This window comes from Streptomyces sp. P1-3 (genome assembly GCF_050613155.1).
Lineage (GTDB): Bacteria > Actinomycetota > Actinomycetes > Streptomycetales > Streptomycetaceae > Streptomyces.
Genome location: NZ_CP192512.1, coordinates 2,711,570 through 2,732,472, shown reverse-complemented (window position 1 = coordinate 2,732,472; position 20,903 = coordinate 2,711,570). Strand labels below are relative to the sequence as shown.

General features: G+C 69.7%; 15 protein-coding genes and 1 pseudogene. 12 read left to right on the top strand and 4 right to left on the bottom strand.

Annotation, left to right across the window (positions count from 1 at the left end; genetic code table 11):
* The first annotated feature begins 70 nt into the window (after positions 1–70).
* The 5 genes and pseudogenes from ACQUSR_RS11280 to ACQUSR_RS11260 all read left to right on the top strand — a co-directional run bounded on the left by ACQUSR_RS11280 (position 71) and on the right by ACQUSR_RS11260 (position 6,031).
* Positions 71–1,729: an APC family permease gene (locus tag ACQUSR_RS11280; RefSeq protein ID WP_431042432.1), complete on the top strand. Its 1,659-nt coding sequence runs from the start codon at positions 71–73 to the stop codon at positions 1,727–1,729.
* Positions 1,730–1,896: 167 nt separating this feature from the next.
* A complete protein-coding gene (locus tag ACQUSR_RS11275; protein WP_431042431.1) occupies positions 1,897–2,082 on the top strand; it encodes an SPOR domain-containing protein in 186 nt (61 codons plus the stop codon).
* A 112-nt stretch (positions 2,083–2,194) separates the two neighbouring features.
* Positions 2,195–2,654: pseudogene (locus ACQUSR_RS11270) on the top strand ((deoxy)nucleoside triphosphate pyrophosphohydrolase).
* 73 nt (positions 2,655–2,727) lie between these two features.
* Positions 2,728–3,174, top strand: coding sequence for an ATP-binding protein (locus ACQUSR_RS11265; protein WP_431042430.1), 447 nt, complete (start codon positions 2,728–2,730; stop codon positions 3,172–3,174).
* Between the two features lie 178 nt (positions 3,175–3,352).
* Positions 3,353–6,031, top strand: coding sequence for a SpoIIE family protein phosphatase (locus ACQUSR_RS11260; protein WP_431047508.1), 2,679 nt, complete (start codon positions 3,353–3,355; stop codon positions 6,029–6,031).
* 71 nt (positions 6,032–6,102) lie between these two features.
* Here ACQUSR_RS11260 and ACQUSR_RS11255 read toward each other — a convergent pair whose 3' ends face one another.
* The 4 genes from ACQUSR_RS11255 to ACQUSR_RS11240 all read right to left on the bottom strand — a co-directional run bounded on the left by ACQUSR_RS11255 (position 6,103) and on the right by ACQUSR_RS11240 (position 10,083).
* Positions 6,103–6,891: a succinate dehydrogenase/fumarate reductase iron-sulfur subunit gene (locus tag ACQUSR_RS11255; protein ID WP_431042429.1), complete on the bottom strand. Its 789-nt coding sequence runs from the start codon at positions 6,889–6,891 to the stop codon at positions 6,103–6,105.
* Positions 6,888–8,858 (bottom strand): fumarate reductase/succinate dehydrogenase flavoprotein subunit, encoded by a 1,971-nt coding sequence (locus ACQUSR_RS11250; RefSeq protein WP_431042428.1) that lies wholly within the window; start codon positions 8,856–8,858, stop codon positions 6,888–6,890. Before ACQUSR_RS11250 ends, ACQUSR_RS11255 begins: the two co-directional genes overlap by 4 nt.
* On the bottom strand, positions 8,858–9,685 hold the full coding sequence (locus ACQUSR_RS11245; RefSeq protein WP_431042427.1) for a hypothetical protein: 828 nt from the start codon (positions 9,683–9,685) through the stop codon (positions 8,858–8,860). The genes ACQUSR_RS11250 and ACQUSR_RS11245 overlap by 1 nt, the downstream gene beginning before the upstream one ends.
* Positions 9,686–9,801: 116 nt before the next feature.
* A complete protein-coding gene (locus tag ACQUSR_RS11240; protein ID WP_431042426.1) occupies positions 9,802–10,083 on the bottom strand; it encodes a hypothetical protein in 282 nt (93 codons plus the stop codon).
* A 343-nt stretch (positions 10,084–10,426) separates the two neighbouring features.
* On the opposite strand from ACQUSR_RS11240, the gene ACQUSR_RS11235 reads away from it, so the two are divergent.
* The 7 genes from ACQUSR_RS11235 (at position 10,427) to ACQUSR_RS11205 (ending at position 20,841) form a co-directional block, all read left to right on the top strand.
* The gene (locus tag ACQUSR_RS11235; RefSeq protein WP_431042425.1) at positions 10,427–12,412 is read left to right on the top strand and encodes an ABC transporter family substrate-binding protein; all 1,986 of its coding nucleotides are present in this window, start codon (positions 10,427–10,429) and stop codon (positions 12,410–12,412) included.
* Between the two features lie 186 nt (positions 12,413–12,598).
* Positions 12,599–14,506 carry a translational GTPase TypA gene (typA, locus tag ACQUSR_RS11230; protein WP_431042424.1) on the top strand — a complete coding sequence of 636 codons (1,908 nt, stop codon included), beginning with the start codon at positions 12,599–12,601 and terminating at the stop codon, positions 14,504–14,506.
* Between the two features lie 445 nt (positions 14,507–14,951).
* Positions 14,952–16,604: a peptide ABC transporter substrate-binding protein gene (locus ACQUSR_RS11225; RefSeq protein WP_431042423.1), complete on the top strand. Its 1,653-nt coding sequence runs from the start codon at positions 14,952–14,954 to the stop codon at positions 16,602–16,604.
* A 146-nt stretch (positions 16,605–16,750) separates the two neighbouring features.
* Positions 16,751–17,677 (top strand): ABC transporter permease, encoded by a 927-nt coding sequence (locus ACQUSR_RS11220; RefSeq protein WP_431047506.1) that lies wholly within the window; start codon positions 16,751–16,753, stop codon positions 17,675–17,677.
* Complete coding sequence (locus ACQUSR_RS11215) at positions 17,670–18,629, top strand: ABC transporter permease (RefSeq protein WP_431042422.1); 960 nt, start codon at positions 17,670–17,672, stop codon at positions 18,627–18,629. The genes ACQUSR_RS11220 and ACQUSR_RS11215 overlap by 8 nt, the downstream gene beginning before the upstream one ends.
* Before the next feature lie 12 nt (positions 18,630–18,641).
* Positions 18,642–19,700 carry an ABC transporter ATP-binding protein gene (locus tag ACQUSR_RS11210; RefSeq protein ID WP_431042421.1) on the top strand — a complete coding sequence of 353 codons (1,059 nt, stop codon included), beginning with the start codon at positions 18,642–18,644 and terminating at the stop codon, positions 19,698–19,700.
* Positions 19,693–20,841 (top strand): ABC transporter ATP-binding protein, encoded by a 1,149-nt coding sequence (locus ACQUSR_RS11205; protein WP_431042420.1) that lies wholly within the window; start codon positions 19,693–19,695, stop codon positions 20,839–20,841. Before ACQUSR_RS11210 ends, ACQUSR_RS11205 begins: the two co-directional genes overlap by 8 nt.
* The last annotated feature ends 62 nt before the right edge of the window (positions 20,842–20,903 follow it).

Genomic DNA, 20,903 nt, shown 5'->3' with positions numbered 1-20,903 from the left:
GCTTCCCAAACGCTCGTACGATGGCGCGGTTTGTGTCCGGTCGCGGGGGGCGAAGGGAGTGCCAGGAACCTTGAGCACGGAGCAGGATTCCCACTCGAATTACCGAAGGTCACTCGGCACCGTGTCTCTCACGGCCGTCGGTCTCGGCTCGATCATCGGTTCCGGCTGGCTCTTCGGTGCCGAACGGGCAGCCGCCCTGGCCGGTCCCGCCGCCATCTTCTCGTGGGTGATCGGCGCCGTGGTGGCACTGACCATCGCCCTGACCTACACCGAGCTGGGCTCGATGTTCCCCAAGGCCGGCGGCATGGTGCGGTACGGCCAGTACTCGCACGGCTCGCTGGCGGGCTATCTCGCCGCCTGGGCCAACTGGATCGCGATCGTCTCGGTGATCCCCGGTGAGGCCACCGCCTCCATCCAGTACATGAGCTCCTGGGACTTCGCCTGGTGCAAGGAGCTGTACGACGGGAAGGAGCTGACCGGCACCGGTCTCGCACTCGCGTCCGTGCTGCTGCTCTTCTACTTCTTCCTGAACTGGTTCGCGATCACCCTGTTCGCCAAGACCAACACCGCGATCACGGTCTTCAAGGTCGTGGTGCCGGTGCTGACGGCGGGCGCGCTGATGCTGGCCCACTTCGACACCTCCAACGTCACCGACCACGGCGGCTTCACCCCGAACGGCTGGAGCTCGGTCTTCAGCGCGGTCGCGGTCGCCGGCATCGTCTGGGCGTTCAACGGCTTCCAGTCGCCGCTCAACATGGCCGCCGAGGCGCGCAACCCGGGCAAGTCCATGCCCAAGGCCGTCATCGGCTCGATCCTCATCGCGCTGGTCATCTACATCGCCCTGCAGATCGCCTTCCTGATGGCCGTCCCCGCCGGGGACCTCGCCGACGGCGGCTGGGCGTCGCTCGGCTACAACTCCCCGCTCGCCGACCTGGCCATGGCCTGGGGCCTGAACTGGCTGGCCATCCTGCTCTACGCGGACGCCTTCGTCTCCCCGTCCGGCACCGGCATGATCTACGCGGCCACCACTTCGCGCATGATCCACGGTGTCCAGGAGAACGGCCACCTCCCCGGTGTCTTCGGCAAGGTCGACGCCAAGACCGGTGTGCCGCGCCCCGCGCTGCTGCTGAACCTGGCCATCTCCTTCATCTTCCTGGCCGTCTTCCGCGGCTGGGGCTCCATCGCCGAGATCGTCGGCGTCGCGACCGTCATCTCGTACATCACCGGCCCGGTGGCCGTGATGGCGATGCGCCGCCTGGCCCCGGGCCTGCCGCGCCCGGTGAAGCTGCGCGCCATGCCGGTGATCGCGCCGATCGCGATGATCTTCGGTTCGCTGGTCATGTACTGGGCCCGCTGGCCGCTCACCGGCAAGGTCATCTTCATCATGGCGATCGGTCTGCCGGTCTGGGCCTGGTACGAGCTGCGCAAGCCGTGGGCCGAGCTCAAGCCGCACCTGACGGCGGGTGCCTGGATGGTCACCTACCTGCTGGTGATGGCCTTCGTCTCGTGGGCCGGCGGCAAGGAGTTCGGCGGCAAGGGCTACCTGGCCGAGGGCTGGGACATCCTGGTGGTCTCCCTCATCGCGCTGGCCTTCTACTACTGGGGCGTGGCGAGCGCTTGGCGCAACCCCTCGCTGGTGCAGGTGGAGAAGGAAATGGCGGCTGCGGCGGACGACGAGCAGGCAGAGTCCGCCGAGGAGGGACGGGAGAAGGCCGTCAGCGCGGTCTGAACCGATCACGTCCGGGCAGGGATGGCCGGATGAGTGCCTCTTCGTAAAAAGTCGTATCCGCTGAGTGAAGGTAGGGCGTACGCTCAGGCATATGCGGATCGGGGTTTCCAGCAGGAGGTCCTGGGGGCGTACGCCGGAGCGTGCGACACAGCGGAGGGGACAGAGCGATGAGTGACAGCGGTGCCGTCCTGCCATGGCTCGTCATCCGCCAGGATGACCAAGGCAACCGCTATCGCGTGGGCCGCTATGCGACCCGGAGCGAGGCCGAGGAGGTCGCCGGCCGGCTGGCCGCCCGCGGGCACAAGCAGTTGTACGTGGTCGAGCGCACAGCGGCCACCGGATCGGGGGCTTGAGCAGCCACCGGATCGGGGGCTTGACGGATCGGATCGGGGCCCGCCGGGCCCCGGCCCCGGCCCCGAAAGGGCCCCGGGGTCGGGACCCGGCGGCCTGCCGTATCGTGCCCGCATGACGGAGCGCGTGGTGGTGGGCGGAGCGGTGTTCGACCAGGGGCGGCTGCTGGCCGCCCGGCGCAGCGCGCCCCCCGAGCTGGCCGGCCGCTGGGAGCTGCCCGGCGGCAAGGCCGAGCCCGGCGAGACGCCCGCCCAGACTCTGGCTGCGCGAGCTGCGCGAGGAGCTGGGCATCGAGGTGGAGCCGCTGGAGCCGCTGCCGGGTCAGTGGCGGCTCAAGCCGGGCTACGTCCTCCACGTGTGGACGGCGGCGTTGCGCGCCGGTGACCCGCGCCCGCTGGAGGACCACGACGAGGTGCGCTGGCTCACCCCGGACGCCGTCGATGAGGTCGACTGGCTGGACGAGGACCGGCCCGCGGTCGCCGAGGCGGTGCGCCGTCTCGTGAGCGGGGGTGCGCGGCCCGGGGCTGCGCCGAATGTGTCACCGCGCTCCGACGCGGACGATAGCCGGCCCTGAATATCGGGTATGTGAGGATTAACCTCCCCGAAGCCGGACAATCGCGGCGGGGTCTGTGCCTACGGTCTGGGAAGTGGTCGGCGTGAACGACAGTCCATCAGGCGTGGCCGCGGACGCCGACTCCGCCGAATGGAGCTTCGCCGCCGAACCGGGCGCCGTGCGCACCGCCCGCACCCTGGTCCGTGACGTATTGCACATCTGGGGCCTGCAGTCCGTCAGTGATGTGACGGTCCTGCTCGTCAGCGAGCTGGTCACCAACTCCCTGCGCTACGCCACCGGCCCCATCGGCGTCCGCATGCGCTGCCGCCGCGCCCCGGAGGGTGCCGTGCTGGTGGTGGAGGTCTCCGACCCCGTTGAGGACCCACCGCGCGAACGTACTGCCACCCCTGACGACGAGGGCGGTCGCGGCCTGCAACTGGTCGCCCGCAGCTCCCGCCGCTGGGGTACACGACGCGGCAAGGCAGGCAAAACGGTGTGGTTCGAGCTCGCTCTCCCTGGTGAGGAGATTGTCGAAGGGTGAGCTATTGCTGGGAAGTGATTGCAGAACACGGCAACCAACGTGTGGGATGAGACCGTGCTGTGATCGTGAAGGGCGTGCTCCGGATAGCCGAGGTGCAGGATACTCGGCTGTCTGAGGCCGGTCCGAGACCTGAGCCGGAGGGGACGGGCGCGTGAGCGAGAAGCCAGCGGGGGCGCAGATGCCCGAGGACGCCGTAGTCACGCCGATGTGGCAGAGCAGCCCGCCCGGATCGATCTACGACTACATCCGGGTGGCCTCCTTCGGCCTCGGGCCGGACGGGCGTATCGCGCAATGGAGCGAACGGGCCGCGGAACTCGTGGGGCTGACGGCGCGACAGGCGATCGGCCGGGACCCGGTCGAGGCGTTCGTCCCGCCCGAGCTGCGCGACAGCGGACACCGCAAGGTCGCCGAGATCCTGGACGGCCGCGAGTGGACCGGCCTGGTGCCCTACTGCGGCCCGGACAGCGGCCCCGGATACAGCCTGGCCGAGATCTATGTGATGCCCTCCCGGACCGAGGACGGCGAGCGGTCCGCGCTGTGCATCGCGGTGGACGTGAGCGCGCTGCGCCGCCTGGAGACCGACCTCGCGGCTTCGCAGGCCGTTTTCGGTCAATCTCCCCTGGGTTTCTTCTTCTGCGGTACGGACCTGCGGATGCTGCGCGTCAACGAGCGGTTCGCGACCGTCTTCGGCCGTCCCGCCGACGCGTACCGGGGCATGCGCCCGGAGGACCTGCTGCCGGCCCCCGAGGCCGAGCGGCTGAGCGCCGCGATCCGCCAAGTCCTCGACACCGGCCAGTCGGTGACGGACATGCCGCTCGTCGGCAACGTCCCCACCAACCCCGAGCGCCGCCGCTGGGCCATCTCCCTGTACCGGCTGCACAGCGGGTCCGGCCGCCCCATCGGCGTCGCGGGGCTGGCCACCGACGTCACCGGCCGCCGCCGCGCCGAGCTGGAGGCCGCGGGGGTGCGCCGCAACCTGGCGCTGCTGAACGAGGCCGGGGCGCGAATAGGCACGTCGCTGGACCTGGAGACCACCGCCCGCGAGCTGCTGGACGTGGCCGTGCCGCAGTTCTGCGACCTGGCCTCGGTCGACCTGTACCAGGGCCTGCTCACCGGCGAGGACGCGGGCCCCGGGCTGCTGCGGTCCCGGCGGGAGGCGGCGCCGCGCGGGAGCGTGCCGGAGGAGCCCGGGGGAGGCAGTGCCGAACTGCGCCGGGTCGCCTTCGCCAGCGCCGTCTCCGACGGGCCCGTCGCGATCTTCGACCCCTGCTGCCCGGCCGGCTCGGACGGCACCACCAAGCCCGTCCAGGTCGGCGAGGTGCACCGCTACCCGTTCAACTCCCCGTGCGCCGGGGCCCTGCGCACCGCCCAGGTACGGGTCGTCGCGGGCCGGGACGCCACGGAGGGGCCGGAGCTGGGCGCCGTCCTGCAGTCCACCCTCGTGGTGCCGATGGTCGCCCGCGACACGGTCGTCGGCCTGGTCCAGTTCTCCCGTACCAAGGGCAGCGAGCCGTTCGGCGAGCGGGACACCGCGCTCGCCGTCGAACTGGCCGCCCGCGCCGCCGTCTGCATCGACAACGCCCGGCTCTACCGCCGCGAGCACGAGCGCGCCCTGATCCTCCAGCGCAGCCTGCTGCCGCCGGGCGACCCCGAGGCCGCCGGACTCGACATCGCCTGCCGCTATCTGCCCGGCAACGAGGCCACCGAGGTCGGCGGCGACTGGTTCGACGTGATCGAACTGCCCGGCCACCGCACCGCCCTGGTCGTCGGCGACGTGATGGGCCGCGGCCTGCGCGCCGCCGTCGCGATGGGCGAACTGCGCACCGCGGTACGGACCCTGGCCCTGCTCGACCTGGAACCCGCCGAGGTGCTCTCCGCCCTGGACGAGATCGCCCGGGGCCTCGGCACGCCCGGCGGCTCCCGCGCGGACGGCCGTCCCGCCCACCGCGCCCCGCGCGCCGGGCGCGGTGCGCAGCGCCCCGAAGCCACGGCCTCGGACCTCTCCGAGGTCTACCTGGCCACCTGCGTGTACGCCGTCTACGACCCGGTCACCCGGCGCTGCACCTTCGCCAACGCCGGGCATCTGCCGCCGGTGCTGGTCGAACCCGGCGCGGGCGCCGAACTGCTGGACGTACCGCCCGGCATGCCGCTCGGCGTCGGCGGCGAGCCGTTCGAGGAGATCGAGGTCGAGCTGCCCGACGGCGCCCTCCTCGCGCTCTACACCGACGGCCTCGTCGAGTCCCGCGACCACGCCCTGGACGAGGGGCTCCAGGCGTTCCGCACGGCGCTGACCGGCACCGCCCCGGCCCCGGCCGCGCACGGCGGCTCCGCGGGCTCGCTGGAGGACCTCTGCGACCGCGTCCTCGACACCCTGAACACCCATCACGGCGAGGACGACATCGCCCTGCTCATGGCCCGGGTCCAGGGGCTGCCCACCGAGTCCGTCGGCGACTGGCGGCTGCCCAGCGAGCCCCGCTCCGTCGGGCGCGCCCGCGAACTGGCCCGCGACCAGCTGGAGTCCTGGGACCTGGACGACCTGGTGGACACCACCGAACTCCTGGTCAGCGAGCTGGTCACCAACGCCCTGCGGTACGGCGAGGGAGAGATCCGGCTGCGCCTGCTGCTGGACCGCAGCCTGGTCTGCGAGGTATGGGACGGCGGCCTGGTCCAGCCCCGCCGCCGCCGCGCCCGCGACACCGACGAGGGCGGCCGCGGCCTCCAGCTGGTCGGCCTGCTCAGCGCCGCCTGGGGCAGCCGCCGTACCCCGCGCGGCAAGACGGTCTGGTTCGAACTGGGGCTGCCGGACGGCGAGTCGCCGGGAGCGGACTCGGTGGAGGCGCTGCTCAGCCTGTTCTGACACGGGCAGGCCGGGGGCTGCGGTGGAGCCCCCGGCCCCCGGTCACCGCTGACCGTGGCGGCGGAGTCCGGTCACGGTGCGCCGCGGCGGCGGATCTTGTCGCCCAGCCAGACCAGCGGGTCGTACTTGCGGTCCACCGCCCGCTCCTTGAGCGGGATCAGCGCGTTGTCCGTGATCCGGATGTTCTCCGGGCACACCTCGGTGCAGCACTTGGTGATGTTGCAGTAGCCCAGGCCGTGCTCCTCCTGGGCGCCGCGCTTGCGGTCCAGGCCGGACTCGGCCGCCGCGTCCAGGGGGTGCATGTCCAGCTCGGCGATCCGCATCAGGAAGCGGGGCCCGGCGAACGCCGGCTTGTTGTCCTCGAAGTCCCGCACCACATGGCAGGTGTCCTGGCACAGGAAGCACTCGATGCACTTGCGGAACTCCTGCGAGCGCCCCACGTCCTCCTGCGCCATCCGGTACTCGCCGGGCCCCAGGTCCGCCGGCGGCACGAACGACGGCACCTCGCGTGCCTTGGCGTAGTTGAACGACACGTCCGTCACCAGGTCCCGGACTACCGGGAAGGCCCGCAGCGGGGTGATGGTGACGGTCTCGTCGCGGGCGAACACCGACATCCGGGTCATGCACAGCAGGCGCGGCCGTCCGTTGATCTCCGCGCTGCACGAACCGCACTTGCCCGCCTTGCAGTTCCACCGCACCGCCAGGTCCGGGGCCTGGGTCGCCTGGAGCCGGTGGACGATGTCCAGGACGACCTCGCCTTCGTGCACCTCGACCCGGAAGTCCGCCAGGTCCCCGCCGTCGGCGTCGCCGCGCCACACCCGGAAGTGCGCCTGGTATCCAGGGGAAGTCGGCTCGCTCACTGGCTCAGCTCCTCGTCCGTCAGGTACTTCACCAGTTCTTCCTTCTCGAACAGCGCCATCAGATCGGGGCGGATGGGTGGGGCCGTGATACGGGTGAGCCGGATCCGGTTCGGTCGGGCGTCCGCCGCCGAGAGGTCCGCCGAGGGGTCCGCCAGCCGGCATTCGAGCACGATCCGGCGCCACTGCCGGTCCATTTGCGGGCAGTCGTCGCGGGTGTGCCCGCCGCGGCTCTCGGTACGCTCCAGCGCCGCGCGGGCCACACACTCGCTGACCAGCAGCATGTTCCGCAGATCGATCGCCAGGTGCCAGCCGGGATTGAACTGGCGGTGGCCCTCGACCCCGGCGCGGCGCGCCCGTACCCGCAGGTCGGCGAGGCGGCGCAGCGCCTCCTCCATCTCGTCGGCCCGCCTGATGATGCCGACCAGGTCGTTCATCGACTGCTGGAGCTCCTGGTGGAGCGTGTACGGGTTCTCGGCGGGGGGCTTGGCCGGGTTCTCGGCGGAGGCCTCGGCCGGGCCGCGTCCGGCGTCGTCCCCGGAGCTGAACGGGCGCAGCGCCTCGGCCGCCGCCCGCTCCACCTCCGTCTCGTCGGGCACCGGCCGGTCGCCCGCCCCGGTCCGGGCGGCGTACTCGGCCGCGTGCAGCCCGGCGCGCCGTCCGAAGACCAGCAGGTCTGACAGGGAGTTGCCGCCGAGCCGGTTGGAGCCGTGCATGCCGCCGGCGACCTCGCCGGCGGCGAACAGCCCGGGTACGCCGACGGCGGCCGCGGTGTCCGGCTCGACCTGCACGCCGCCCATCACGTAGTGGCAGGTCGGGCCGACCTCCATCGGCTCGGCGGTGATGTCGACGTCCGCCAGCTCCTTGAACTGGTGGTGCATGGACGGCAGCTTCCGCTTGATCACCTCGGCGGGCAGCCGGGTGGACACATCGAGGAAGACCCCGCCGTGCGGGGAGCCGCGGCCCGCCTTCACCTCGGCGTTGATTGCGCGGGCGACCTCGTCGCGGGGCAGCAGCTCGGGCGGGCGGCGCGCCTGGTCCGGGCGCTCGTACCAGCGGTCGCCCTCGTCCTCGGTCTCGGCGTACTTCTCCTTGAAGACATCCGGGATGTAGTCGAACATGAACCGCTTGCCGTCGCTGTTGCGCAGCACGCCGCCGTCGCCGCGGACGGACTCGGTCACGAGGATGCCCTTCACCGACGGCGGCCAGACCATGCCGGTGGGGTGGAACTGCACGAACTCCATGTTGATCAGCGACGCCCCGGCGAGCAGCGCCAGCGCGTGCCCGTCCCCGGTGTACTCCCAGGAGTTCGAGGTCACCTTGAAGGACTTGCCGATGCCGCCGGTGGCCAGCACCACGGCCGGGGCCTCGATGACGAAGAAGCGCCCGGACTCGCGCTCGTACCCGAAGACCCCGGCGACCGCGCCGTCGGACTTGAGCACCCGGGTGACGGTGCACTCCTGGAAGACCTTGAGCCGGGCCTCGTGGTCGCCGAGCTCGGCGAGGTCCTGCTGCTGGAGGGAGACGATCTTCTGCTGGAGGGTGCGGATCAGCTCCAGCCCGGTACGGTCCCCGACGTGCGCCAGCCGCGGGTACTCGTGCCCGCCGAAGTTCCGCTGGGAGATCTTCCCGTCCGGGGTGCGGTCGAACAGCGCGCCCCAGGTCTCCAGCTCCCAGACCCGCTCCGGCGCCTCCTGCGCGTGCAGCTCGGCCATCCGCCAGTTGTTGAGGAACTTGCCCCCACGCATGGTGTCGCGGAAGTGGACCTGCCAGTTGTCGCTGCTGTTGACGTTGCCCATGCTGGCCGCGATGCCGCCTTCGGCCATCACCGTGTGGGCCTTGCCGAACAGTGACTTGCAGATGACGGCGCAGCGCAGGCCCTGCTCACGGGCCTCGATGGCGGCGCGCAGGCCGGCGCCGCCCGCGCCGATCACCACGACGTCCCATGCCTGCCGGTCGACTCGCGTCATCAGAAGAACCTCGGATCGTCGAAGGCGCCGGTGGCCAGGAGGTAGACGTAGAAGTCGGCGAGGGCGACGCTGACCAGGGAGAACCAGGCCAGCTTGGCGTGCCGGGCGTTGAGCGCGCCGACCCAGCCCCACAGCCGGTAGCGCACCGGATGCTTGGAGAAGTGCTTGAGCCGTCCGCCGACGATGTGCCGGCAGGAGTGGCAGGAGAGGGTGTACGCCCAGATCAGCACGATGTTCACGAGGAAGACCAGGGTGCCGAGCCCCATGTGGCCCCAGCCGTAGTCCTCGTCCCGGAAGGCGAGCACGGTGTCGTACGTGAGGATGCCGGCGACCAGCAGCGCCGCGTAGAAGAAGTAGCGGTGGCTGTTCTGCAGGATCAGCGGGAAGCGGGTCTCGCCGGTGTAGCGGGCGCGCGGCTCGGGAACGGCGCAGGCGGGTGGCGAGGACCAGAAGCCGCGGTAATACGCCTTGCGGTAGTAGTAGCAGGTCAGCCGGAAGCCCAGCGGGAAGATGAGGATCAGCAGCGCGGGGGACAGGCCCCACCAGCTGCCGAAGAGGTCCCAGTTGGGGCCGGAGCGCATCGTCTCGCAGCGGTCGGCCAGACAGGGCGAGTAGAACGGCGAGACGTACGGCGCCGCGTAGTAGTCGGCGTCGGCGAAGGCCCGCCAGGTCGAGTAGACGACGAACGCGAGCAGCCCGGCCGCGGTGGCGGCGGGCGCCAGCCACCAGCGGTCGGTGCGGAGATGGCGGGCGGGGATGGCGGCGCGCGACGGATCGTGCACGCCGTGTGATCGCGGATGGGCTCGGGGGTCGGTACCAGTGGCCAAGGCGGACTCCGCGGGTGATGGTGAGGACGGGCGGCATTCGGCCCGTCCGTCAGGTGAGGACCGGGCTCCGGGGCGGGCCCCAGTCGAAGAGGACAACTGGGGCCCGCTCCGTCGCGTTACGGTGCGTGCCGGTCCCGCGCGCCGAGCCCCTCGTCATCCGCGTCCGACCACAGGGAGCTGTCGTACGGCGTGTCGGGGATCGTCACCATCTCCCGACGTGGTTTCTCGGCGGGTGCGGACTCGCGCAGCAGGGCGAGGCTCTCCCGCAGATGGTGGCTGTCGGAGCGGAGACGCTTGATGTCCAGACCGCCGCCGACCTGCTGTTCCAGTCGGACGATGGCGCGGTCCAGGTCGTCGAGGCAGCGCTGAGCTGCTGTCAAGTCGTCGGTTACGGACATGACTTGCCCTCACTTCTGCGGTAGCGCTTCTGCGGTTGCGGGCGGCGACGCTCATGCGACAGAGAGTGTCGCGCGGTGCGGTGGGGTTGGGAAGGGGATCTGTCGCGATCGCGGCAAGTCACCGGTCGATACGCGCCGCCACGCGCCGGGGGCGCGCGCCGAAGCCGGTTGGTCCGTACGGAAGCCGGTTGGTCCGTACAGGTGGCCTCGGTTCCGCCCGCCGCCGTGTCGACGTGCTGCCGGGTGAACCATCGCTTTCAGTGTGGGGGCAGTATAAGCGATCAGGTGGCAAAACAGGACAAAAGCAAACACGCGCGTCATCGCGCATCCGGAGGTACGACCCATGCCCAACGACACGCGACGCCGTACCGCGCTGTTCGCCGTGGGGGTGCTCCTCCCGGTGCCCGTACTCGCCGGATGCGGTTCCGACGAGACCGACGCCAAACCGGTGGCCGCCGTCCAGGACGTGGCCCCCGCCCCGCTCGACAAGCTGCGCGACGGGGGGACGTTGCGCTGGGCGCTGGACGCCGCGCCCCCCACCTTCAACGCCTTCCAGGCCGACGCGGACGCCGGGACCGAACGGATCACGGGCGCGGTGCTGCCCTCGCTCTTCACCCTCGACAGCCAGGGGAGGCCGCACCGCAACCCCGACTACCTGCGCTCCGCCGAGGTCGTCCGGCGCGCGCCGGAACAGGTCGTGGTCTACCGGCTGAACCCCGACGCGGTCTGGAGCGACGGCCGCCGGATCGGCGTGGCGGACTTCACCGCCCAGTGGAAGGCCCTGCGCGGCGCCGACAACAGGTTCTGGACCGCGCGCAACGCCGGGTACGACCGCATCGCGAAGATCGCGGCGGGGGAGAAGAAGGGCGAGGTCAAGGTCACCTTCGCCAAGCCGTACGCCGACTGGGCCTCGCTGTTCAGCCCGCTGTACCCGCGCTCGGTCATGGGCAGCCCCACCGGCTTCAACGACCGGGCCCGCAAGGAGCTGAAGGTCACCGCCGGACCGTTCCGGATCCGGTCCAAGGGAGCCAAGGCCGTCACCCTCGTCCGGAACCCGCGGTGGTGGGGCGACCGGGCCCGGCTGGACCGCATCGTCTTCCGGGCCGTGCCGCGCGACCGGCGCGCCGCCGCCCTCGCCGCCGGCGAACTGGACCTGGCCGAGACCGACGCGGTCACCGCGGCCCGGATCCTGGAGGCGGGCGACCCGAGGGGCAAGGACACCGGCCGGACGCCCGCGGCGGCGCTGCGCGCCTGGGCCGGGCGGAACGGCTCACCGAGCATGCGCGCCGAGTACGCCAAGGAGCGCTCCGAACTGGCGGCGCTGCGCAGGCTGACCGTACGCAAGGCACTGGAGCCCGCGTACACCCAGCTCGCCCTCAACGGCACCGCGGGCCCGCTCACCGATGAGCGCGTCCGCCGCGCCGTGGCGGGCGCCATCGACCGCGAGAAGCTGGCGCAGGCGGTGCTGGCGCCTCTGGGCCTGCCCCCCGAGCCGCTCGGCAGCCATCTGCTGATGCGGACGCAGGCCGGCTACCGGGACGGCAGCGGCGCCCTGGGCGACCGGGACCCGCAGGCCGCGCAGGCGGCGCTCGCCGACGCGGGCTGGCAGGAGGGTGGCACGAAGCGGACCCCGGAGTCGGAACGCCGCCAGGAAGCGAGGGCGGAGGCCAAGCGGGAAGCGAAAGCGGAAGCCCAGCAGCACGCGGGGACCAAGCCCCGCCCGGCCGCCGGACAGGGCCCGGACGCCGACGCCGGGCGCGACCACCCCCGGCAGGCCAGGCCGCAGAGCACTCCCGTACGCACCAAGAACGGCAAGCCGCTGACCCTGCGCTTCGTCCTGCCCGACGGCCCCGGTTCCGCCCCGCTGCGCGCCGTAGGCGACCGGATCGCGCGGATGCTGGCGGGCATCGGCGTCGGCACGGAGATCGTCAAGGTCAGGAACGCCAGCTACTTCAGCGACCACATCGCCTCCGGCGAGTTCGACCTGGCCCTCTACTCCTGGCCCGCCACCGCGTTCCCGGCCACGGACGCCCGCCCCGTCTACGCCAAGCCGCAGCCCGCGGCCGACGGCTCCCTGGTGGTGGAGCAGAACTACAGCCGGGTCGGCACGGACCAGATCGACCAGCTCTTCGAGAAGGCGGCCGCCGAACTGGACGAGGGCGCGGCCCGCGGGCTCGTCGGCCGCGCGGACGCCAGGATCTGGGCGGCGGCGGGCTCCATCCCGCTCTACCAGCGTCCTGAGCTGGTCGCGGCGGGGAAGTCCCTCGCCAACGCGGGTGCCTTCGGCTTCGGCACCCCCCGCTACCAGGACATCGGCTTCCGCAAGTAGCCCCTGACCAGCGAAAACGGGATATGGGGGACCGGTGGGTCGCCCAGGTCACATCCGCCGGGCGAGCCACTCGCCCGGCGGCCCCGTACCATGGGGTGAGGCCGTGGCGTGTCCAGCCCGGCAGGGCCCGCGTACGAGGCAACGTACGCGCAAGCCGTCCACTATTCCGGGAGAAGCGCCGCTCGTATGCCCACGCGCCACGACATCCGTAATGTCGCCATCGTCGCCCACGTCGACCACGGCAAGACGACCATCGTCGACGCCATGCTCAAGCAGGCCGGTGCCTTCGCCGCCCACCAGCTCGAGTCCGTCGACGACCGCGTCATGGACTCGAACGACCTGGAGCGTGAGAAGGGCATCACGATCCTCGCCAAGAACACGGCGGTGAAGTACCACCCCAAGGACGGCGGGGACCCGGTCACGATCAACATCATCGACACCCCCGGCCACGCCGACTTCGGCGGCGAGGTCGAGCGCGGTCTGTCGATGGTCGACGCCGTCGTGCTGCTCGTCGACGCCTCCGAGGGTCCGCTCCCGCAGACCCGCTTCGTGCTCCGCAAGGCCCTGCAGGCCCGGATGCCGGTCATCCTGTGCATCAACAAGACCGACCGCCCGGACTCCCGCATCGACGAGGTCGTCAACGAGACGTACGACCTCTTCCTCGACCTGGACGCGGACGAGGAGCAGATCGAGTTCCCGATCGTCTACGCCTGCGGCCGCGACGGCATCGCCTCGCTCACCAAGCCGGAGGACGGCACGGTCCCGGCCGACAGCAACAGCCTGGAGCCGTTCTTCTCCACGATCCTGGAGCACGTCCCGGCCCCGTCGTACGACGAGGCCGCGCCCCTCCAGGCCCACGTCACCAACCTCGACGCCGACAACTTCCTCGGCCGTATCGCGCTGCTCCGCGTCGAGCAGGGCGAGCTGCGCAAGGGCCAGACGGTCGCGTGGATCAAGCGGGACGGCACGATCTCCAACGTCCGCATCACCGAGCTGATGATGACCGAGGCGCTCACCCGCAAGCCGGCCGAGGTCGCCGGCCCCGGTGACATCTGCGCCGTCGCCGGTATCCCGGACATCATGATCGGCGAGACGCTGGCCGACCCGGAGAACCCGATCGCGCTGCCGCTGATCACGGTCGACCAGCCCGCCATCTCCATGACCATCGGTACGAACACCTCGCCGCTCGTCGGCCGCGGTGGCACCGGCAAGGGCGCGGACGCCAAGTCCGCGGTCAAGGACCGCAAGGTCACCGCCCGTCAGGTCAAGGACCGTCTGGACCGCGAGCTCGTCGGTAACGTCTCGCTCCGCGTCCTCGACACCGAGCGCCCGGACGCCTGGGAGGTCCAGGGCCGTGGTGAGCTCGCGCTCGCCATCCTGGTCGAGCAGATGCGCCGCGAGGGCTTCGAGCTCACCATCGGCAAGCCGCAGGTCGTCACCAAGGAGGTCGACGGCAAGATCCACGAGCCCGTCGAGCGTCTGACGGTCGACGTGCCCGAGGAGCACATGGGCGCGGTCACGCAGCTCATGGGTGTCCGCAAGGGCCGGATGGACAACATGTCCAACCACGGCTCCGGCTGGGTCCGCATGGAGTTCGTCGTTCCGTCCCGTGGCCTCATCGGCTTCCGTACGGAGTTCCTGACCAACACCCGCGGTACGGGTATCGCCCACTCGATCCACGAGGGTCACGAGCCGTGGTTCGGCCCCCTGACCACCCGTAACAACGGTTCGCTGATCGCCGACCGCGCGGGTGCGGTCACCGCCTTCGCGATGACCAACCTGCAGGAGCGCGGCGTCCTGTTCACCGACCCCGGCACCGAGGTGTACGAGGGCATGATCGTCGGCGAGAACTCGCGCTCCGACGACATGGACGTGAACATCACCAAGGAGAAGAAGCTCACCAACATGCGCTCCTCCTCGGCCGACTCCTTCGAGGCGATCGTCCCGCCGCGCAAGCTCTCGCTCGAGCAGTCCCTGGAGTTCTGCCGCGACGACGAGTGCGTCGAGGTCACCCCGGAGGCGGTCCGCATCCGCAAGGTGAACCTGGACCAGCGGGAGCGGGCGCGCGCCGCCTCGCGGGCGAAGCACTCCTGAACCGTCATATGTAGCTGACCCGTTATACGTAGCGCGACGGCCCGGACTCCTCCGATACCAGCGGAGGGTCCGGGCCTTCGTCATGTCAGGAAGTTGCCAGTCAATTGGTTATTCACGAGCGGCTGTCCGCATAGCGGCGAGGGGCATCCGGATGATGCGTTAACAGTCCGTTTCGCGTGCGTCTGTCTGGGACGGCTTTGTCCGGATATCGACGCTCCGCGCGTAGATGATGTGACCAAAGCGAGACCCTTTAAGTGTGGTTTATGGGCCTGACGTGCTCAATCATGGGGTCCATTGAGCTCGGGTCAATGGGTCACGCGCTGTGGGGAGCGCTGGCCTACGAGCGAACTCGGGGGGTACCTGGTCTTCGCCGCTGTCAGGGGTGTCAGCGTGTTGTCCGGTGCCTCCTTCTCGTAGTGACAGTGACTCCTGAGGAGGCAAACCCATGCGCGGTGCCAAGAGCGCCAAGTGGGTCGCGATGGCGGCGGTTGTGGCGCTGGCCGCGACCGCTTGTGGCGGCGACGACAGCGGTAGCGGCAACAGTGACGCGGACATCAACAAGGGCACGGCGAACCCGGAGGGGATCGTCAAGGCCCAGCTGAGCGAGCCGCAGCACCCGCTGCAGCCGGCCAACGCCAAGGAAAGCCAGGGCTCTCGGGTCCTGCGCACCATCTTCGCGGGTCTGGTCGACTACGAGCCCAACAGCCCTGACGCCAAGCTGGTGAACGTCAACGCGGAGTCGGTCACGCCGAACAAGGACTCCTCGGTCTGGACCGTCAAGCTCAAGCCGGGCTGGAAGTTCCACGACGGCACCCCGGTCACCGCCGAGTCCTACGTGAACTCCTGGAACTGGTCGGCGAACGTCAAGAACGCCCAGACCAACTCCAGCTGGTTCGCCGACATCAAGGGCTACGAGGACGTCCACCCGGAGAAGGGTGACCCGAAGTCCGACAAGATGTCCGGCCTGAAGGTCGTCAACGACAACGAGTTCACGATCACGCTCAACAGCTCGGTCTCGTACTTCGCGTACAAGCTGGCCTACGACGTGTGGGCGCCGCTGCCGGAGGGCTTCTTCAAGGACCCCAAGGGCTACGGCGAGAAGCCGGTCGGCAACGGTCCCTACAAGTTCGTCAAGTGGGACCACAACAAGATCGTCCAGGTGCGCAAGTTCGACGGCTACCAGGGCCCGAACAAGGCCAAGAACGGCGGCATCGACTTCATCAACTACACGAAGGCCGAAGCCGCCTACGCCGACCTGCGCTCGAACAACGTGGACTGGATCGAGCTGGTCCCGTCGACCTCGCTCGCCAACTACAAGCAGGACCTTGGCGCCCGCGCCATCGACCAGGAGTACTCCGCGGTCCAGTCGATCGTCCCGGCCTTCTACACCAAGCAGTGGAAGGACATTGACCCCAAGGTCATCCAGGGCCTGTCGATGGCGATCAACCGTGACGTGATCACCAAGACCGTGCTGCACGGCTCCCGCACCCCGGCGGACAGCTTCGTCGCCCGCGGCGTGCTGGGCCACAAGCCCGGTGCCCTCGGCGACATCGTGAAGTACGACGCGGCCAAGGCCAAGAAGCTGATCGAAGAGGGCGGCGGCGTCCCGGAGAACAAGATCTCCATCCAGTACAACGCCGACCTGGACCACAAGCCGTGGGTCGACGCCGTCTGCAACAGCATCAAGCAGGCCGTGAACGTGGACTGCGTCGGCGACCCGAAGCCGACCTTCCAGGCCGACCTGGACGCGCGTGACAAGCACCAGGTCAAGTCGATGTACCGCGGTGGCTGGGTGCTCGACTACCCGGTCAACTCCAACTTCATGCGTGACCTGTACGGCTCCAAGGCTGCCGGTAACACCAGCGGTTACGCCAACAAGAAGTTCGACGAGCTCGCGGCCAAGGCCGACAAGGCTCCCACGCTCGACGAGACGGTGAAGCTCTACCAGGAGGCGGAGCAGATCCTGGTCAAGGACATGCCGGCCATCCCGCTCTGGTACTACAAGGTCAACAGCGGTCAGTCCACCAAGATCCTCGGGAAGATCCCGTACGGTCAGGACGGCGACCCGATCTTCGACCAGGTCCAGGTGAAGAAGTAAGCATCGGGACAGCTTGCCGGTGCCGCCGTTCCGGACAACGGACGGCGGCACCGGCTCGCGGGCGTAGGTCCGTACCGCCGCGCGCCCACCCTTGATGCGCGGATCGTACGAAGGCCGCCGCCGCCCCCCAACGGCATGGAGGCATGATGGGGCGCTACGTCGTCAGGCGACTGCTCCAGATGATCCCGGTGTTCATCGGGACCACTCTGTTGATTTTCCTCATGGTCAATATTCTCCCCGGCGACCCCATCAAGGCGATGTGGGGAGACAAGGCGCCAGACCCGGCCACGGTCGCGAGGCTGCGCCACGAATACGGGCTCGACCAACCCGTGCTGCAGCAGTATTGGGACTACATGGTCCGGCTCTTCCAGGGCGATTTCGGTAAGACCTTCGGTGGCCGCCCGGTCATCGAGGAGATCAACCAGGCGTTCCCGACCACCCTGCGGCTGACCGGGGTCGCGCTCGCCATCGAGATCGTCGTCGGCATCGGCCTGGGTGCCTGGGCCGGGCTCAAGGCGGGCAAGGCCGCCGACACCGGCGTGCTGGTCTTCACGCTCATCGTCATCTCGATCCCGGTGTTCGTCCTCGGCTACCTCGCCCAGTTCCTCTTCGCAGACGAACTCGGCTGGGTGTCGCCGAACGTCCAGGACTCCACGGATATCAGTCAGTTGCTGGTGCCGGGCCTTGTGCTGGCCCTGCTTTCCATGGCGTATGTGGCACGGCTGACCCGTACCACCTTCGCGGAGAACCTGCGCGCCGACTACATGCGTACCGCGCTCGCCAAGGGCCTGCCGCGCCGCCGCATCGTCGGCGTCCACCTGCTGCGGAACTCGCTCATTCCGGTGATCACTTTCCTCGGCGCCGACCTCGGCAGCCTGCTGGGCGGCGCGGTCGTCACCGAGGGCATCTTCAACGTCAAGGGTGTGGGCTACGTCCTCTACCGGGCGCTCCAGGGCAAGGAGGGCACCACGATCGTCGGTGTCGTCACGATCCTGGTCCTCATCATCCTGGTGATCAACCTGCTCATCGACCTGCTGTACGCGGTCCTGGACCCGAGGATCCGGTATGCCTGACGTGACCAAGACCCAGTCCGGCACGGCGGACACCATGGTGGCGGACGCGGTGACGGCAACGGGCGCCGCCGCAACGGAGCACCAGGAGAAGCCGCGCTCCCTGTGGGGCGACGCCTGGTACGACCTGCGCCACCGGCCGATGTTCTGGATCTCGGCGGCGCTGCTGGCACTGCTGCTGACGATCGCGGCGTTCCCCGGCCTGTTCACCGACGCCGACCCCACCAAGGGCGATCTGACCAACCACTTCCTGACGAAGCCGGAGCTGTCGCACTTCTTCCAGGCCGACTGGTTCGGCTATGACGGGCAGGGGCGCTCCATCTACTCCCGGGTCATCTACGGCACCCGCGCCTCGATCCTCGTCGGCGTCGGCGTGACCGTGGTGGTCACCCTCTTCGGCGGACTGGTGGGCATGCTCGCCGGGTACTTCGGCGGCTGGTTCGACGCGGTCCTCTCCCGGATCACGGACATCTTCTTCGGCATTCCGTTCCTGCTCGGCACCATGGTGGCGCTCAACGCCTTCACGGAGCGCAAGGTGTACACGGTGGTGCTGGCCCTGGCCTTCCTCGGCTGGACCTCCATCGCCCGCGTGACGCGCAGCTCCGTCATCACCGCCAAGCAGGCGGACTATGTGACGGCGGCCCGCGCACTGGGTGCCGGCACCGGCCGGATCCTGTGGCGCCACGTCCTGCCCAACGCGATCGCGCCCACCATCGTGGTTGCGACCATCGCGCTGGGTGCGTACATCTCGGCCGAGGCCACCCTGTCCTACCTGGGCATGGGCCTGGCGGCGCCGACGATCTCCTGGGGCATCGACATCTCCGATGCCCAGACGGCGATCCGCGACAACCCGCACGTCCTGATGTTCCCGGCCGGAATGCTGAGCCTCACCGTGTTCGCGTTCATCATGCTCGGCGACGCCGTCCGCGACGCCCTCGACCCGAAGCTGCGCTGAGGAGGGCGTTAAGTGACCACCATCGAGAAGACCGCGTCCGTCCCGGCGCCGCGCTCCGGCGACGACGGCGGCACCCCGCTGCTGGAAGTCCGCGACCTGCACGTGGAGTTCCACACCCGCGACGGAGTCGCCAAGGCCGTCAACGGCGTCAACTACGACGTCAGCGCCGGTGAGACGCTCGCCGTCCTCGGCGAGTCGGGCTCCGGCAAGTCGGTGACCGCGCAGGCCATCATGGGCATCCTGGACATGCCGCCCGGCAGGATCCCGCAGGGCCAGATCCTCTACCGCGGCCAGGACATGCTCACCATGAGCAACGAGGAGCGGCGGAAGATCCGCGGCCGGAAGATCGCGATGATCTTCCAGGACGCGCTGTCCGCCCTCAACCCGGTGCTCTCCGTCGGCTACCAGCTCGGCGAGATGTTCCGCGTCCACCAGGGCCTCTCCAAGAAGGAGGCCAAGGCCAAGGCCATCGAGCTGATGGACCGGGTCCGTATTCCGGCGGCGAAGGAGCGGGTGGGGGATTATCCGCACCAGTTCTCGGGCGGTATGCGGCAGCGCATCATGATCGCCATGGCGATGGCGCTGGAGCCGGACCTGATCATCGCCGACGAGCCCACCACCGCTCTCGACGTGACGGTGCAGGCCCAGGTGATGGACCTGCTCGCGGAGCTTCAGCGCGAGTTCAACATGGGTCTGATCCTGATCACGCACGATCTGGGTGTCGTCGCCGATGTGGCGGACAAGATCGCGGTGATGTACGCGGGCCGGATCGTGGAGACGGCGCCGGTGCACGAGCTGTACAAGCGGCCCGCGCACCCGTACACCCGCGGCCTGCTCGACTCCATCCCGCGCCTGGACCAGAAGGGCCAGGAGCTGTACGCGATCAAGGGCCTGCCGCCCAACCTGCTCAAGATCCCGTCGGGTTGCGCGTTCAACCCGCGCTGCCCGAAGGCCCAGGACATCTGCCGTACCGATGTGCCGGTCCTGCACGCGGTCGCCGAGCAGGACGGCACCGAGCTGCCCGGCCGCGGCAGCGCGTGCCACCTTTGGAAGGAGACGATCCATGGCTGACGAGAACGAGAGCATGAAGGCCGTGGAGGACGCGACTCCGAACGTGACCAAGGTCGAGGAGGTAGCGGCGGCCACCACCGAGGAGGCGGTCGCGGCCATCGAGGCGCCCGTCGAACGCGGCGAGCCGATCCTCCAGGTCCGCAACCTGGTCAAGCACTTCCCGCTGACCCAGGGCATCCTCTTCAAGCGGCAGGTCGGCGCGGTCAAGGCCGTCGACGGGGTCTCCTTCGACCTGTACCAGGGCGAGACCCTGGGCATCGTCGGCGAGTCCGGCTGCGGCAAGTCCACCGTCGCCAAGCTGCTGATGACGCTGGAGAAGGCCACCGCCGGCGAGGTCTTCTACAAGGGCCAGGACATCACCAAGCTGTCCGGGCGCGCCCTGAAGGCCGTTCGCCGCAACATCCAGATGGTCTTCCAGGACCCGTACACCTCGCTGAACCCCCGGATGACGGTGGGCGACATCATCGGCGAGCCGTACGAGATCCACCCGGAGGTGGCCCCCAAGGGCGACCGGCGGCGGAAGGTCCAGGAGCTGCTGGACGTCGTGGGTCTCAACCCGGAGTACATCAACCGGTACCCGCACCAGTTCTCGGGAGGTCAGCGGCAGCGCATCGGCATCGCGCGCGGACTGGCGCTGAACCCGGAGATCATCATCTGCGACGAGCCGGTCTCCGCGCTGGACGTCTCGGTCCAGGCGCAGGTCATCAACCTGATGGGGAAGCTGCAGGACGAGTTCAACCTCTCCTACCTCTTCATCGCCCACGACCTGTCGATCGTCCGGCACATCTCCGACCGGGTCGGCGTCATGTACCTCGGCAAGATGGCCGAGATCGGCACCGACATCGAGATCTACGACCACCCGACGCACCCGTACACCCAGGCGCTGCTGTCGGCGGTCCCGGTCCCGGACCCGGACTCCCGCGAGGGCCGCGAGCGGATCATCCTCTCCGGCGACGTCCCCAGCCCCGCCAACCCGCCGTCGGGCTGCCGCTTCCGCACCCGCTGCTGGAAGGCGGAGGACAAGTGCGCCAAGGAGACCCCGCTGCTGGCGATACCCGAGCGCTTCAAGGGCTCGGACTCGCCGGCGGCGCACGAGTCGGCGTGCCACTTCGCGGAGGAGAAGGACGTCGTCCACGCGTGACGCCGCTCGCTGAGGGTTAGCCGAACAGGGCGCCCCGCACCATGGTCGGCCATGGCGCGGGG

Excerpts from the sequence above, each read along its gene's own strand:
- ACQUSR_RS11275 (WP_431042431.1), top strand. The coding sequence starts at position 1,897 with ATGAGTGACAGCGGTGCCGTCCTGCCATGGCTCGTCATCCGCCAGGAT.
- ACQUSR_RS11205 (WP_431042420.1), top strand. The coding sequence starts at position 19,693 with ATGGCTGACGAGAACGAGAGCATGAAGGCCGTGGAGGACGCGACTCCG.
- typA (WP_431042424.1), top strand. The coding sequence starts at position 12,599 with ATGCCCACGCGCCACGACATCCGTAATGTCGCCATCGTCGCCCACGTC.
- ACQUSR_RS11235 (WP_431042425.1), top strand. The coding sequence starts at position 10,427 with ATGCCCAACGACACGCGACGCCGTACCGCGCTGTTCGCCGTGGGGGTG.
- ACQUSR_RS11220 (WP_431047506.1), top strand. The coding sequence starts at position 16,751 with ATGGGGCGCTACGTCGTCAGGCGACTGCTCCAGATGATCCCGGTGTTC.
- ACQUSR_RS11215 (WP_431042422.1), top strand. The coding sequence starts at position 17,670 with ATGCCTGACGTGACCAAGACCCAGTCCGGCACGGCGGACACCATGGTG.
- ACQUSR_RS11260 (WP_431047508.1), top strand. The coding sequence starts at position 3,353 with ATGCCCGAGGACGCCGTAGTCACGCCGATGTGGCAGAGCAGCCCGCCC.
- ACQUSR_RS11225 (WP_431042423.1), top strand. The coding sequence starts at position 14,952 with ATGCGCGGTGCCAAGAGCGCCAAGTGGGTCGCGATGGCGGCGGTTGTG.
- ACQUSR_RS11250 (WP_431042428.1), bottom strand. The coding sequence starts at position 8,858 with ATGACGCGAGTCGACCGGCAGGCATGGGACGTCGTGGTGATCGGCGCG.
- ACQUSR_RS11240 (WP_431042426.1), bottom strand. The coding sequence starts at position 10,083 with ATGTCCGTAACCGACGACTTGACAGCAGCTCAGCGCTGCCTCGACGAC.